A 15,445-nucleotide genomic window follows, 5' to 3' on the forward strand; every position below is an offset into this window, starting at 1 on the left:
TGTTATCTCTGCGCTAATTCAGCGTGGTCAGGAATTAAAATAATAAGGAGTACCCTATGTGTTTAACGAATAAAGTAGCTATCGTCACCGGGGCCAGCCGTGGTCTTGGGCGAGGCATTGCCCAAGTATTGGCTGAGAAAGGGGCCGCGATAGTCATTTGTGATGTCGACCAGGAAGGTGGCAATAAAACTGCCGCCGAATTGGTGAGCGCGGGCCATAAAGCCATTTTCATCGCCTGTAATATTGCCAACCGCGAAGAGGTTAACCAGTTATTTATTGCGACCGAGCAGCATCTGGGGCCGATAGATATTCTGGTCAATAACGCCGGGATTAACCGTGATGCCATGTTACACAAGCTAACGGAAGAGAATTGGGATCTGGTGATGGATATCAACCTGAAAGGGACCTTCCACTGCATGCAAGAAGCCGCCGTGCGGATGCGCGAGCGTGCCAGCGGGCGGATCATCAATATCTCTTCGGCCAGCTGGTTAGGCAATGTTGGGCAAGCCAACTATGCCGCTTCAAAAGCCGGGGTGATCGGCCTGACCAAAACGGCCTGCCGGGAGCTGGCAAAAAAAGGGGTTACCGTTAACGCCATCTGCCCAGGGTTTATCGAAACCGATATGACTCGTGGAGTACCGGAAAAAGTCTGGGACATCATGATCGGCAAAATTCCCGCAGGTTTCGCGGGCGATCCGGTTGATGTCGGCCATTGCGTCGCCTTCCTGGCTTCCGACGAGGCACGCTATATCAATGGCGAAGTGATCAACGTCGGCGGCGGCATGGTGCTGTAAGGAGAATAGAATGAAAAATGCAAATGACATTGTCGTCGTCAGCGGCGTACGCACGGCGATCGGTACCATGGGCGGTAGCTTTAAAGATACGCACCAGCATGATTTGGGCGCAGCGGTGATCCGTGAGGCCGTGGCCCGTGCCGGGCTGCAACCCGCACAAATTGATGAGGTGGTGGTAGGTAACGTAGGGCAAATCGCGGAGAGTGGTTTTATCGCCCGTATTTGCCAGCTGCGCGCGGGGTTACCGAACGAAACGACGTCCTATTCGGTGAACCGCCAGTGCGGTTCGGGTCTGCAAGCGATTGTCGATTGCATGCTGGAACTGCAAACCGGTAACGCCGAGATCGCCGTCGCCTGTGGGACAGAGAATATGACCCAACTGCCCCACTATATTCGCAAGGCTCGTTATGGTTATCGCCTTGGGCACGGAGAATTGGAAGATGGCATTGTCTCTATCTTGACCTGGCCGGAAGGACCTTATCACAACGGTATGACCGCCGAGTTCGTCGCGGAACGTTTTAACATCAGCCGTGAGGCGATGGACGAGTTTGCCTGGTGCAGTCAGCAAAAAGCCTTAGCAGCCATCAAAGAGGGGCATTTTACCTCGCAAATCCTGCCGCTGGAGGTTCGTGAAGGCAAGAACAGCCGTCTGTTTGCCATCGATGAACACCCAAGGGATACGCCGAAAGAAAAGTATGCGCAGTTGAAGCCGGCGTTTAAAAAAGACGGCACGGTCACAGCAGCAACGTCATCAGGTATCAATGATGGGGCCGCCGCACTGGTCGTCACTACCCGTGCCAACGCGGAAAAACTGGGGCTACCCATCCGGATGGTGATCCGAGGCTGGGCAGTGGCAGGTTGTGAGGCTGAAATCATGGGCTTTGGCCCGGCTCCGGCAACTCGTAAACTGATGCAAAAGTTGAATATGTCGGTGCACGATATCGACCTTATCGAGCTTAATGAGGCCTTTGCCGCCCAATCATTGGCGGTGATTAACGATCTTGAGTTGGATCCGGCGAAAGTGAACGTCAACGGGGGAGCCATTGCGCTGGGGCATCCTGTTGGGGCCAGCGGTACCATCATCGCTGTAAAACTGATGTATGAGATGGAGCGCCGTGGCGTCAATAGCGGTTTAGCCACCATGTGTATCGGTGGAGGGCAAGGGATCTCTATGCTGTTTGAGCGGGAAAGGTAGTCTCTTAAGTTAGCGCAATAGATATTTCCGGCCCTCTGACAAAGAGAGGGTCGGATGGCAAACATCGGCTTACGCATTGAGTTACCTGAATTGTATTAAGTTTACTACGTAGAACTGTTGACGGGTCAATAAGCTTACCGTGAAATTGGCAAGAAACATTCGATATTATATTTATCCCCCCTCACTACAATAGAGGTTTTATATCATAAAGGTATGAGTATGCTGATCACCTTAGAGCTGGCTAATACCATTGTGAAACGAGCGATGAGTATTATCCATTATAATGTTAATGTTATTGACCATCAGGGCGTAATTATCGCTTCGGGTGAACCACATAGGATCGGTGAACGGCATGAAGTGGCATTTGAGGTGATAAAGAGCCGCCAGCGGATGACGATAGAAAATGCTCAGCAGGCGGCCAGGTACCGAAATGTGCAACCCGGTATCAATCATCCAATTATCGTGGATGATCAGGTGGTTATGGTGATAGGTATCAGTGGCAATCCTGCCGCGATTGCGCGTTATGCCGAGCTGGCGATTCTGGCGGCAGAGCTGTTGATCAAACAGTCTTTAGCTATCCGGGAAATGAACTGGCAATACCGCATCAGAGATCTGTTGCTAAAACAGTATCTTGAAGTGGGCGATACTGACAAAGGTAAGGAAATACTTCACCAGTTGGTACAGCAAGAGATCGACCTGTCACAACCCCTATTGCCGGTATTGATCAATATTGAAACCGGCGGGCATTTATTGGGGCAAACCATCGATCACATCCTCAATAAACTCTCACATATTTTAAAATCCCAACGGGTAATATTGCTCAGCAATGATGAGATCCTGTTAATTATCACCGCGATCGAACAGACCGAAGCCACGGTTAAAGCTATGAACGCCTTTATGGAAACTCAGCTGAGCCATTACACTATTGGCATTGGGGTAGAGTCTGGCTCTGCCGGGATTTTCCGCCAATCGGTATTTATGATCAAAGAGATGATAGAACATGCTCGGGAGTCGTTACCACAACCGCGAGTCATTAACGGCCAGCAGTTTGCCTTCAGCGGATTGCTGAATGAAGCCAGAAGCAGCTCATTTACCCTTTATTTCAAACAGAGAATCGATAAATTACTGATGCTGAGCACGGGTCAAATGCTGCTCAACACGTTAAGTACCTATATCGCACACAATGCCGAACTGGCAAACGCTGCGCGGGAACTTGGGGTACATCGCAACACGCTCACCTACCGGCTTAACCAGATAAAAGAAGCGACGTCGTTGGATCCATTTAATTTCAAGGAACTTAGCCAACTGATGATTGCACTTTACTATCATCAGCGGAGCCCGCTGTCTAATGCGGCGGCTGTCACCAACGATCTCCAATGATGTGTTGGAGAGGTTGCTACGATCCAGACTCACCCTCTTTGTCAGAAAACGTCATGATTCATCCAGCCAATCGCACAGTAAAATTCAGTATATTCATTAAGTTATGGAGTGATATTATGACTGAATGACTAGCTGTTATCACCATTCTGGCCGTCATCAGCCCAGGGTCGTAATTTCATGGTTAACAAACAAAGTAAGGGTTAAAGATGGAAATAAGCTGGCAGGCATTGAAAGGCAACGTCCTCAGCGCGCAGCAGTTGCATGATATTCTGGCGCTGCGCATGGCAGTGTTTGTCGTCGAGCAGACGTGCCCGTTTCAGGATATTGATGGACAGGATTTACTTAATAGCACCCTTCACGCTGCCGGATACAGCGACGGTAAGCTTGTCGCCTACGCGAGAGTGCTGCATGTGGATGATTCTCCGGATGCGGCCAAAATCACGCGAGTGATTGTTGATGATTCCGTCAGGGGTCAGAAGCTGGGTGTCAGGCTGATGGAAAAAACGATGTCCTTAATCCACAACGACGAACCAGGCAAGGCGATAAAGCTCTCGGCACAATCTCACCTAGTCAAATTCTATGAAGGATTCGGTTTCAAAACGGTATCCGGCGAATACCTTGATGATGGCATACCCCATAAGGATATGGAGTATAGGGAGGCGTAATCCAGGCCGGGTCTTATCCGGTTTCACAAATTAGCTTTGGCCCCAACCCGCGAGGGTCAGGGCTTGATACATTAAACCGCGATGATTACGCCGTTCCGCCCACGGTAAGTGAATCCAGCTTCAGCGTAGGCTGACCAACGCCTACCGGCAGGCTCTGCCCTTCTTTACCGCACACGCCCACGCCCTTATCCAGCGCCAGATCGTTACCCACCATCGAAATCTGCTGCATCGCCTCAATACCTGAACCAATCAACGTGGCCCCCTTCACCGGTTTGGTGACGCGGCCATTTTCGATCAGATAGGCTTCAGAGGTAGAGAAGACAAATTTCCCGGAGGTGATATCGACCTGACCACCGCCGAAGTTCGGCGCATACAGGCCATACTCCACGCTGGCGATAATATCTTCTGGCGTCGAATTGCCCGCCAGCATGTAGGTGTTGGTCATACGCGGCATCGGCAGGTGAGCATAAGACTCGCGGCGGCCGTTGCCGGTAGGCGCAACGCCCATCAGCCGTGCGTTGAGTTTATCCTGCATGTAGCCTTTCAGGATGCCGTTCTCAATCAGCACGTTGTATTGGCCCGGCACGCCTTCATCATCGATCGCCAGTGAACCACGGCGGCCTTGCAAGGTGCCATCATCCACCACGGTGCACAGCTCAGAAGCCACTAGCTGGCCCATCTGGCCGCTGAATACTGAGGTGCCACGGCGGTTGAAGTCGCCTTCCAGCCCGTGACCGACCGCTTCATGCAGCAACACGCCCGGCCAACCCGCACCTAGTACGACAGGCATGGTGCCCGCAGGGGCAGCCACGGCAGAGAGGTTGACCAGCGCCATACGCACCGCTTCTTTGGCAAAAGCATCGGCACGTACTTCACCGTCCACCACTTCCAGGAAGTAGTCATAGCCAAAACGGCCACCGCCACCGCTGGCTCCGCGCTCACGCTTGCCGTCTTCTTCCACCAGCACGCTGACGGAGAAACGCACCAGCGGGCGAACGTCTGCCGCCAGAGTGCCGTCCGTTGCCGCAACCAGTATCTGCTCATACACGCCGGTGATGCTGGCCGTTACTTCCTGCACGCGCTTGTCTTCAGCACGAGCGACCTTGTCTACCCGGTGCAACAACGCGATCTTCTCTTCCCGCGGTAGGCTTTGCAGCGGATCGAGTAAAGGATATAGCGCCTGATAGCCGATCTCACCCAGCGTATGGACTTTGCCATTGCCGCTGTCACGCACAATGCTGCGAGCAGCCTGAGCACTTTGATTCAGGGCGTTCAGGGTGATTTGGTCCGCATAGGCAAAGCCGGTCTTTTCACCGCTGACCGCGCGCACACCAACGCCTTGGTCGATATTGTACGAGCCATCTTTGATGATGCCGTCCTCAATCACCCAGGCTTCGTGGTAGCTGGACTGAAAATAGAGGTCGGCGTAATCGAGGCGGCGTTCGGCCAGTTGACCCAATACGGAGAACAGGTCTTGATGACTCAGCTTATTCACAGCGAGTAACTGCTCACTGACAAACGACAGGCTCATAATTTTTTCACTCTTTATTGGAGGAGTTTTCAACCGGCGCAATCAGCGTCGGCTGGAATCGGTTGTGCTGCATCACCGGCATCTGTTTGCGGATGGTATACAACTTGCCGGTATCCACGCGCACTTTCAGCGCGGAGACCGCGTCGGGGTTTTCTGCCAGCACATTGCCCCAGCTGTCTACCACCATGGAATGGCCCCAGGTGCGGCGGGTGGCCCCGTGACGGCCTATCTGCGCTGGAGCCAGGATCACACACTGGTTCTCGATAGCACGGGCACGCAGCAAAATCTCCCAGTGTGCCTCACCGGTCACGCGGGTAAATGCGGCGGGCACCGAGATCAGTTCCGCACCTTGCGCGCGCAGCGCCTGATACAGGCCAGGGAAGCGCAGGTCGTAGCATATCGTCATGCCCAAGCGGCCAACCGGCGTATCAACCACCGTTAATTGCTGGCCATGCTGATAGGTATCCGACTCGCGGTAATGGGCGTGGATATCATTGATATCTACGTCGAACATGTGCAGTTTGTCGTAACGACCACGGATTTCACCCTGATCGTCAAACAGCAGGCTGCTGGTGGTGATGCGTGTCGGATCTTCGCGGCTGATCAATGGCATAGAGCCAACCAGCAACCATACCCCATAACGGCGAGCCATATCGCGCACCGCTTGCTGCAGCGGCCCGTGACCTTCCGTTTCCGCATGTTCACGGTAGGCGGCCGAGTTGGCAAACAGTAAGGCGTTCTCCGGAGTCATCACCAGCTTTATCCCGGGATTGAGCTGCTTGATCTGTTGCTCAATCTGGGCCAGGTTGTCCCGTACCTGCTCACCGCTACACAGCTGTAATAACGCAACGTTAGCATTTTTCATGGCGATTTATCCTCTTTTGGCTTACGCAACACCTCATGAATACTTGGGTGGTCCAGGCTGCCGGTAATGTCATAGCGGATAAACGAGATCTTGCTCCACAACGGCCCCAGCACTTTCGAGGCCGCAAACACCGCCGCCCCCACAATCGGGTTGATCACAAACGCGGTCGCGACTCCGACCGTCGCCGAGATCTCTGGCGCTATCACGGCCTGCATATCAATCTGGCGTTTCACCAGGTCGATCTGGCCGCTCATGGCAATATCCGCCGCCAGCCCATCCACCAAAAAGTTATCTGTATGCATTATGCCATCTTTCGCCCAGATAGTGCCGCGTATGGAGTCAAAGTAAAATCCATTACCGAAGGTATCACGGAAGTCGAACTGTAATTTGCGCAGCAGGGCATCAAAGCTGACCAGGCGTAACAACTGCCCAGCCCGGCCACCGCCGACGTTGTCAATCTCGCCTTTGCCCAGATCGACCTTCATGGTGCCATTGAGCGTGTTGATCTGCGGTTTCCATGGCCGCCCATGCCAGTGCAGATCAAAATCGATATCGTAAGGTGCATCTTTTAATGGAATGATCACGCCGAAGAAACTGGCGGTACGATCGATTTTGCTGCCCAGCAGTTTGCCCTTTAACGCACTGCGCTCTTCCTGAGCGTTCTGTTTCCACAGGCCGGTGGCGCTCATACGGCCATAGCCGGTATCTACCAGGCCATGGCTTAGCACCAGAGAATCCCCCTCACGTTTGAGATCGGCCTCCACCGTGCCAAGATTCTGCCCCATCATCCAGCAGGATTTACAACGCAACATCAGCGAAGGCCAGTCCTGGAACGAGATCCGCTCCTTCGAGTCCAACGGGTTGGTACCGCCAGCACTGCCATCGCCGCTGGCAAACTGCGGGTTGTAGTAAAGATAGCCGAGATCCGCGCGCCACACGCCCTTATCCGGCATCGACAGGCTACCATCAATCTCTTTACCCTTGGCGGTAACGGTCGTTCCCGCCAACTGCTGCATAACCGCCAGCTGAAGGTTATGCCACGCCTGTCCGCCCAGCGTCAGCTGTGGGGTTTCGAGCGTTACGCTGGTTGGGAACACAAAGCTGCCCACCTTGCCTGCACCGCTGCTTTGCTTCATCGCCGGTGCCAATAGCCCCAGCCATTGCTCGCCATCCAGCGCGGGCAGATTGAGCAACAGGGATTTATCTTTGGGTAACGTTGGGGTAGCGGAACCGCCGGTTTGCCAAGCGGCACGTGCCAGCGTCACCTGCTGTTTGGCCAACAGCCATTCGCTGTTGAAGTGGTTTTGCTGGCCCGCACTGCCATTGAGCATAAATCCTTGCAGACCGCCGTTCACTTTTACGTTAACGGGTAAAGCTTCCCCTGCGGCTTTATTCAGGGGAGAAGGTAAGTGACTGCTTACTTTTTTCAGATCGGCATTCACACCAATCTCATAGTTCGGCTCGCCTTTATGCGGCAGGTTGATGGCCACTTTACCCTGCCAGGCGGCGCTGCCTGCCAGCTTTTTGGCAAACTCTGGCGGCAGGCCTTCAACCTTGGCCGGTTGCCAATCGCCTTTCAGCCCAACGTTAACCTTATAATCCTGTTTGCCTTCCAGCGTATCGAAGTTGACCGTCAGCGGCTGCCCAAACCAGTTGGCCGTCAGGGTATCGCTCTGCAGGTTGCCGTTGTCGAAACGGAACTTGCCGCTTACTCTCTCTAGCTGGCTCTCCAGCGGCTTGACCAACAGCGAGTTGTTATTCAGCGTCACTTCACCGCTGGCGTTAACCAGCTCACCGTCCAACGGAATATTCAGATGTAAGCGCCCACTTACATTGCCACCCACCTGCAGCTCATCTAACGCCGCCCCGACAGAGTCATCCAATGGGGTCTGCATGAAATAGTCGTGGATAGCTTGCCCGGTGCCCGCAACGTCGGCATCAATCAACAGGCGTTGTTTGCTATAGTCCGGAATGACGGCGCTAATATTTCTGCCCGTCGCGTTGCCCAGTTTGGTTTGCGGCGCATTCATCCACAGGCCATTGTTGGCAAAATCGAGGTCGATCGCCAGATCGTCCAGCGCTGGCCATTCCGGCTGGAACTGGAAGGTAGCGTGGCGTAGTGGGACAAACACCTGAAACTGCCCTTCGTTCTTCTCATACGGGAAGTGCTGCGGATCGCCCGCATAAATCAGGGAAGCATTATCAACCTGCCCACCCTGGATCGCCTCGCTGAGATAATCCACCAAATGTTTACCCATCAGCGGTTCAGGGAAATAACGCCAGGCATCGGCGGCATCATACAAACGGATGCCAGCCAGAATATCCAGCCAAGGCTCGCCGTTGGCCGGTTGCTGATAGCGGAAATCACCGTTAATCCACAGGGATTTGGCCTGTACATCCAGACTTTGGCTTGCCAATTGCCAGCCTTGAGCGTTGTTTTGCCAGGTCAACGCTCCGCTCGCACGGCCAATCTCCAACGGTGCCCGGAACATATCGCCATAAGGCAGCGTGCTGTTGTTCAGCCCCAGCGTCAGACGGCCGTTTTCCACGCCCCCGGTTAACGCGCCGGAAAAGTGATCGACGCCCGGCAACAGTTTCCAGTGTTGCCAGCTCAGATCCTGCCACCACGCCTGAAAACGGGTTTTTTCCGGCTGTTGCAGCGGGATATCCAGCGCCAGCGCCCTGAGCATGCCGCTAGGTTGTAAGTCTTTCCAGTGCTCCAGCACTTCCGGGCTGAGGAACGAGAAGGTAGGCAGCAACGCTTCCAAACGTTCCAACTGGATGCCGGTGGCACGGATACGGAGTTCTTCACTCTGGTTTGGCCCGATAAATTGGGTATTCTCCGGCAACCACAGCGCAGTAAGGGTTCCCGGTGCCCAGGCTTGGCCATCGGTTTTCAGGTTCAGGGCTGGCACATGCACCTGCCAGCCATTGCCCTCACGGCTCAGTGCCAGCGCCAGATTATCGACGTCCAACCGGTGTTGATCGCCACCCGCCAACCAACTGGCGGTGCCTTTATTAAGCAGGGCATTACCGCTGTAGATTGCGCCATTTTTGATATTGAGCCAGGCGGCCAGGCTGAAATCGGCACTTTCGAGACCGGTATTGGTTTTCAGCCAGCGGCTGAACCAGGGCTTCATGTCGATTTCATCGGCCTGCATATAGATGGTGCCGGTGTTGAGCAACCCCTGCTCATCCCGCAGATCCAGGCGTAACTGTACCGCACCGTGCTGGCCATTCAGGCTGGTCAGGCTGATTTGACCTTCCGCGCGATGGCGGTTATAGCTGTTGAGCCAGGTCATTTGCGGGATATGGAATTCAGCACGCGAGCCTGATGGGGTAAGGAACGAGAGGCGGCTGTTGCGCAGATCAAAGTGATCCAATTGATACAGGAACAGATCGCTGACCCCGTTCGGGGTAAGGCCATTTCCATTACTGCCTTCACCCCCGAGCGTCGTGTTAAGATCGAGCTGCAGCTGATAGAAGGTGAGATCGCGGAACTGCCAGCGCCAATGCAGCAGGGATTGCCACACGTCCAGCGCCAGCGTGACGCGCTCGATCTGGAGCGTGCTTTTTGGCAGGGCCAAACGGATGTTGCGGGCTTCCAGCGTTGGGCCAAAGGTTTCCCAACTGCCCTGGATAAAGTCGGCCTCGACGGGCACCCCGGCGATCGCCTGCACCTTCTCCAGCAATTGCGGGCGATAGTGGTTAAGCTCAGGCAGCACCAGACGCAACCCGCTGATCAGCAACGCCACAACAACAATCAAAATGGCGCCTGTGGCTAACAGGATCCCGGGCAGTCGCCTCACGCATTTCTCCTTAATGACCAAATATATAACCTAACGCTTGTGCCCCTCACCCTAACCCTCTCCCACAGGGAGAGGGGACCGATCGAGTTAGGCTGAAAGTATTGTGATCCTTCATGAGCACCGGATGATCTACCTTGGATGCGGAGCCGATCACGGTTGCCTAGATGACTTCTTTACCTCCAAAAGAGCAGGAACTAACAGCTCCCTCTCCCCGCGAAAGAGGGTTGTGATCCTTCATAAGCACCGGCTATTCCACCTGCATGAGGGGGCGATCACTGTGCCCAAATCACTTCTTTACCTCCAAAAGAGCAGGAACTAACAGCTCCCTCTCCCCATGGGAGAGGGTTGGGGTGAGGGGTACTACATCATCACAACGTCAAACTGTTCCTGGCTGTATAAAGGTTCGATCTGCACCTTGACCTGTTTGCCAACGAAGATTTCCACTTCCGCCAGCGCGTGTGACTCTTCACTTTTCAGCGCTTCACCCACGGCCGCAGATGCATAGACCAGGAAACGATCGGAATCGTAAGCATGATGCACGCGCACGATCTCACGCATAATCTCATAGCAGACGGTTTCCACCGTTTTCACCGTTCCGCGCCCTTGGCAGGTCGGGCAGTCGTTACACAGCACATGCTCAATACTTTCACGCGTGCGTTTACGCGTCATCTCCACTAAGCCTAGCTGAGAGAAACCATTGATTGTGGTTTTTACCCGATCTTTACTCAACGCCAGTTCCAACGAGTGCAATACCCGGCGGCGGTGTTCATCATTGTTCATATCGATGAAATCAATGATGATGATACCGCCCAGGTTGCGCAGCCGCAGCTGGCGGGCAATGGCCTGCGTCGCTTCGATGTTGGTATTGAAGATGGTCTCATCAAGATTGCGGTGGCCGACAAAGGCCCCGGTGTTGATATCCACGGTGGTCATGGCTTCGGTTTGATCGATGATCAGGTAACCGCCGGACTTCAATTCAACCTTGCGCTCCAGCGCCCGCTGGATCTCGTTCTCGACGTCGTACAGATCGAAGATCGGCTGGCTGCCGGTATACAGCTCCAGCTTATTGGTGATATCCGGGATGTACTCGCCGGTAAATTCCACCAATTGGTCATGCGTCAGGCGCGAGTCGACGCGGATACGATCCAGCGCCGCGCCGGCAAAGTCGCGCAGGATACGATGCGCCAACGCCAGTTCGCCATACAGTTTGTACTTGGTCTGGTTGCGCTTTTTGCGCTCCATGACCTTGGTCCACAAGCGCTTGAGGAAGGCGGCATCCTGCGCCAGCTCTTCTTCGCCGATCCCTTCAGCCGCAGTGCGGATGATAAAGCCGCCCAGATCGTCGCAATATCCCGCCACGGCGCGCTTGAGACGCTCGCGTTCGGCTTCGCTTTCAATACGTTGGGAAACCCCCACGTGTGCTGCGCCCGGCATAAAGACCAGGTAGCGCGAAGGTAGAGTGATATCGGTAGTCAGGCGTGCGCCCTTGGTGCCAAGCGGATCTTTCACCACCTGAACCATCAGATCCTGCCCCTGGCGCACCAGTTCGGCGATATCGCGCACGGAGAAATTCTTTTGTTCATCACCGGCAACACACTCGGTGTGCGGCATGATATCGGAGGCGTGCAGGAAGGCCGCTTTATCCAGGCCAATATCGACAAAGGCCGCCTGCATGCCGGGTAACACGCGGCTGACACGCCCTTTGTAGATATTGCCCACGATGCCACGCTTGGCTTCGCGCTCAATATGGATCTCTTGCAGAATGCCGCCGTCAATATAGGCAACCCGCGTTTCCGACGGCGTAATATTTACCAGTAGCTCAGCTGTCATGCTTTCTCCTCAGAGCCGGTGTAGCGCCTGCCCTTATCTTTCCTGTGCTCACGCTATGGCGGCGACGGGAAATCTAGTGGTGGCATCAGCCGGCTCTTACCTCTCGTAATGCGACAAAATGACTGAGCAGCTCATGTGTTTCGACCAGCGGCAACCCCATCACCGCGTGATAACTTCCGGTTATCGTTCTGACGAAACAACCACCCTTGCCTTGAATTCCGTAAGCGCCCGCTTTATCCATCGGTTCGCCCGTGGCGATATAGTCGCAGATATCCTGTGGTGACAGATTGCGGAACGTCACGTCGGTGACCACCAGTTGGCATAAAACGCCCTGTTTATCGGCGATCGCCACGGCGGTCATCACCTGATGCTGTTTCCCGGACAAGGCTGCCAGCATCTGCGCCGCATGCTCTTCATCCCGCGGTTTTTCCAACACCTGGCCGTTCAACACCACGATAGTATCTGCACCCAGCACCGGCCAATCCTGTTGCGCCAGGGAAACTCCCGCCCTGGCCTTATCCTGCGCCAGACGACGAACGTAATTTTCCGCCACTTCCCCTTCCTGTCGCAGCTCTTCAGTATGCGTCAGAATGACTTCGAACGGTACGCCGAGCAGAGTCAGCAGTTCATGACGACGGGGAGAACCGGAAGCAAGATAGAGCGAAAACATCGTTATAACCTCATTGTACGGCAAACTGACGGCGGATCTTGCGCATCAGCAGGAATAACCACGGCCAAAGCACGCCGTTGACCACACTACTCCAGAACACCTCGGGGCGGAAAGAGACGTTGATCACTAAAAACTCCGCCCAGAACACTACCACGTCCATGGCCAATGATAGCAGCACGACGATCAGCGCTTGCTGCCACAGTGCCATATTGCGGAATAATTGGAATTTGAACGCGACAAGATAGGCGATGATGCCCATGGCCAGCGCACGCACGCCGAGCGTGGAACCTAGGATCAGATCCATGATCAAGCCCAGGATAAAGCCAGTGCCGACGTTAACCCGATGGGGTAACGCCATTACCCAGTAAGTGAGGATCAGCAGCAGCCAGGATGGCCGGAACATGTAGATTTGGTCCGGCCACGGCATAATTTGCAGCACTAATGCCACCAGGAATGACAGCCAGATAATCCAGCGCCCGTTGCTGCGATAGCGATTCATCGGGTTGCCCCCACCGGTAGCGGCTGAACGGTACCGGTAGCGGGAGCTGGCAGCGGAGCCGGTGGGCCCATGGCATCAGCCGGTGGCAATACCTGCGGCATCATCTGCATCAGGCGTTCATTGGCAACACGGTGAACTTCCTCCGGCGGCAGCGGCATGGTGCCGTTGCGATCGGCGCCCCATAGTAACAACAGATAGCGCAGGCGTTGCAGACCAGCGGTTGGCCGCGCCTGGATCACGGTATAGGCGCGTTGGTTATCCACTTTTACCGAGGACACCACAGCGACCGGATACCCTTCCGGGAAGCGCCCGCCCAAACCGGAGGTGACCAGCACATCCCCGACGCGGATATCGGTATTGCCCGGCAGATGTTCCAGCTGCAGGTCATCCGTACAGCCACTGCCTGCGGCAATCACCCGGATATCATTGCGCAATACCTGGATCGGCAACGCATGGGAAGCATCACAGATCAGCAGGACGCGGCTGGTCATTTTAGCCACCGCCACCACCTGCCCGACCACGCCTTTATCACTGATAACCGGCTGGCCTTCATAAACCCCGTTGTCCGACCCTTTATCAATCACGACCTGATCGCTATAGGGGTCTGAACCGGTGGAGATCACCTGAGTGACCATTTTGTGTTCGTCCTGGCGCAACGGCGAGCCTAACAGCTCACGCAAACGGGCATTTTCCTGTTTGAATTGGCCAAGAAGAAGATTATCGCTGTTTTTGAGTAACAGTTCCTGCCGCAGAGCACGGTTTTCCAGCTCTAGCTGTTGGCGGGTAGCCAGCGTTTCCGATACGCTGTCCAAAACTTTACGCGGCCCGTTAGCCAAGAAGTAAAAAGGGCTGACGGCGGTGTCCATGTAGTTTCGTATTTTAACGAACGTACCGAGCCGGCTGTCGGCAACGATCAGCGCAATCGCCACGATCACTGCCAGGAAAAGTCGTAGTTGCAGGGAAGGCCCCCTGCTAAAAATCGGCTTCATAAATTATGCACGTTCCTCGACAACAGAAAGGGGAACGCACCAGATGCCAGGTTAATGCCGTCATCCGCTACGATCCCTCCATTCTGGGGCTGCTCACTATTCTTCGCTGAACAAATCGCCGCCATGCATGTCGATCATTTCCAACGCCTTGCCACCACCGCGAGCCACACAGGTGAGAGGATCTTCAGCCACCACTACCGGGATACCGGTCTCTTCCATCAGCAGGCGATCCAGGTTACGCAGCAATGCGCCACCACCGGTCAGCACCATACCGCGTTCGGAGATATCGGAAGCCAGTTCCGGCGGGCACTGTTCCAGCGCAACCATGACCGCGCTGACGATACCGGTCAGAGGTTCCTGCAAAGCTTCGAGAATTTCATTGGAGTTCATGGTGAAGCCACGCGGCACACCTTCTGCCAGGTTACGGCCACGCACTTCAATTTCACGCACTTCGTCATCCGGATAAGCCGAGCCGATACCGTGCTTGATACGTTCTGCGGTAGCTTCACCGATCAGTGAACCGTAGTTACGGCGCACATAATTAATGATGGCTTCGTCAAAGCGGTCACCGCCGATACGCACGGAAGAGGAGTACACCACGCCGTTAAGCGAGATCACCGCCACTTCAGTAGTACCACCACCGATATCAACCACCATGGAGCCAGTGGCTTCCGATACTGGCAGACCGGCACCGATCGCCGCAGCCATAGGCTCTTCAATCAGGAAGACTTCACGCGCGCCTGCACCCTGAGCGGACTCACGGATCGCACGGCGTTCAACCTGGGTGGCACCAACAGGTACGCAAACCAGTACGCGCGGGCTAGGGCGCATAAAGCTGTTGCTGTGAACCTGCTTGATGAAATGCTGCAGCATTTTTTCGGTGACAAAGAAGTCGGCGATCACGCCGTCTTTCATTGGGCGAATAGCCGCGATATTGCCAGGCGTACGCCCCAGCATTTGCTTGGCGTCATGACCTACGGCCGCAACGCTCTTGGGTGAGCCGGCACGATCCTGACGAATGGCAACCACCGACGGTTCATTCAGTACAATGCCTTGTCCTTTAACATAAATCAGGGTATTGGCGGTACCCAAGTCGATGGACAAGTCATTAGAAAACATGCCACGAAATTTCTTAAACATAACGAAAGGATAATCCTGCAAGCTGGGGGCGGAAAATAAAATCCGCCTACTTTACCAACCACACGAAGCAGCGACAAG

General features: G+C 54.7%; 12 protein-coding genes. 4 read left to right on the forward strand and 8 right to left on the reverse strand.

Going from position 1 to position 15,445, the window contains the following annotated elements:
• Positions 1 to 56 precede the first annotated feature (56 nt).
• From fabG to AC6HVW_RS16140, 4 genes are all read left to right on the forward strand, one after another.
• A complete protein-coding gene (gene fabG, locus AC6HVW_RS16125; RefSeq protein ID WP_497569545.1) occupies positions 57 to 794 on the forward strand; it encodes a 3-oxoacyl-ACP reductase FabG in 738 nt (245 codons plus the stop codon).
• Between the two features lie 10 nt (positions 795 to 804).
• Positions 805 to 1,989, forward strand: a complete 1,185-nt coding sequence (locus AC6HVW_RS16130) for a thiolase family protein (protein WP_497569546.1) — start codon at positions 805 to 807, stop codon at positions 1,987 to 1,989.
• A gap of 219 nt (positions 1,990 to 2,208) precedes the next feature.
• On the forward strand, positions 2,209 to 3,369 hold the full coding sequence (locus AC6HVW_RS16135; RefSeq protein WP_071681533.1) for a CdaR family transcriptional regulator: 1,161 nt from the start codon (positions 2,209 to 2,211) through the stop codon (positions 3,367 to 3,369).
• Positions 3,370 to 3,575: 206 nt separating this feature from the next.
• Complete coding sequence (locus AC6HVW_RS16140; protein ID WP_497569547.1) at positions 3,576 to 4,034, forward strand: GNAT family N-acetyltransferase; 459 nt, start codon at positions 3,576 to 3,578, stop codon at positions 4,032 to 4,034.
• Positions 4,035 to 4,119: 85 nt separating this feature from the next.
• Here the strand turns inward: AC6HVW_RS16140 and tldD are convergent, their stop codons facing one another.
• From tldD to mreB, 8 genes are all read right to left on the reverse strand, one after another.
• A complete protein-coding gene (tldD, locus tag AC6HVW_RS16145; protein WP_094981525.1) occupies positions 4,120 to 5,565 on the reverse strand; it encodes a metalloprotease TldD in 1,446 nt (481 codons plus the stop codon).
• A gap of 7 nt (positions 5,566 to 5,572) precedes the next feature.
• Positions 5,573 to 6,430: a deaminated glutathione amidase gene (gene nit1 / locus AC6HVW_RS16150; RefSeq protein ID WP_071681536.1), complete on the reverse strand. Its 858-nt coding sequence runs from the start codon at positions 6,428 to 6,430 to the stop codon at positions 5,573 to 5,575.
• Positions 6,427 to 10,239, reverse strand: coding sequence for an AsmA2 domain-containing protein YhdP (gene yhdP, locus AC6HVW_RS16155; protein WP_497569548.1), 3,813 nt, complete (start codon positions 10,237 to 10,239; stop codon positions 6,427 to 6,429). The genes nit1 and yhdP overlap by 4 nt, the downstream gene beginning before the upstream one ends.
• A gap of 360 nt (positions 10,240 to 10,599) precedes the next feature.
• Positions 10,600 to 12,069 (reverse strand): ribonuclease G, encoded by a 1,470-nt coding sequence (rng, locus tag AC6HVW_RS16160; protein WP_021180761.1) that lies wholly within the window; start codon positions 12,067 to 12,069, stop codon positions 10,600 to 10,602.
• 85 nt (positions 12,070 to 12,154) lie between these two features.
• Positions 12,155 to 12,739 (reverse strand): Maf family protein, encoded by a 585-nt coding sequence (locus AC6HVW_RS16165; RefSeq protein ID WP_071681540.1) that lies wholly within the window; start codon positions 12,737 to 12,739, stop codon positions 12,155 to 12,157.
• A gap of 10 nt (positions 12,740 to 12,749) precedes the next feature.
• On the reverse strand, positions 12,750 to 13,238 hold the full coding sequence (mreD, locus tag AC6HVW_RS16170) for a rod shape-determining protein MreD (protein WP_021180763.1): 489 nt from the start codon (positions 13,236 to 13,238) through the stop codon (positions 12,750 to 12,752).
• Positions 13,235 to 14,227 carry a rod shape-determining protein MreC gene (gene mreC, locus AC6HVW_RS16175; RefSeq protein WP_071681541.1) on the reverse strand — a complete coding sequence of 331 codons (993 nt, stop codon included), beginning with the start codon at positions 14,225 to 14,227 and terminating at the stop codon, positions 13,235 to 13,237. Before mreC ends, mreD begins: the two co-directional genes overlap by 4 nt.
• A 96-nt stretch (positions 14,228 to 14,323) precedes the next feature.
• Complete coding sequence (gene mreB, locus AC6HVW_RS16180) at positions 14,324 to 15,367, reverse strand: rod shape-determining protein MreB (protein WP_021180765.1); 1,044 nt, start codon at positions 15,365 to 15,367, stop codon at positions 14,324 to 14,326.
• Between the last annotated feature and the right edge of the window lie 78 nt (positions 15,368 to 15,445).

Source organism: Serratia sp. NCCP-200, assembly GCF_059697885.1.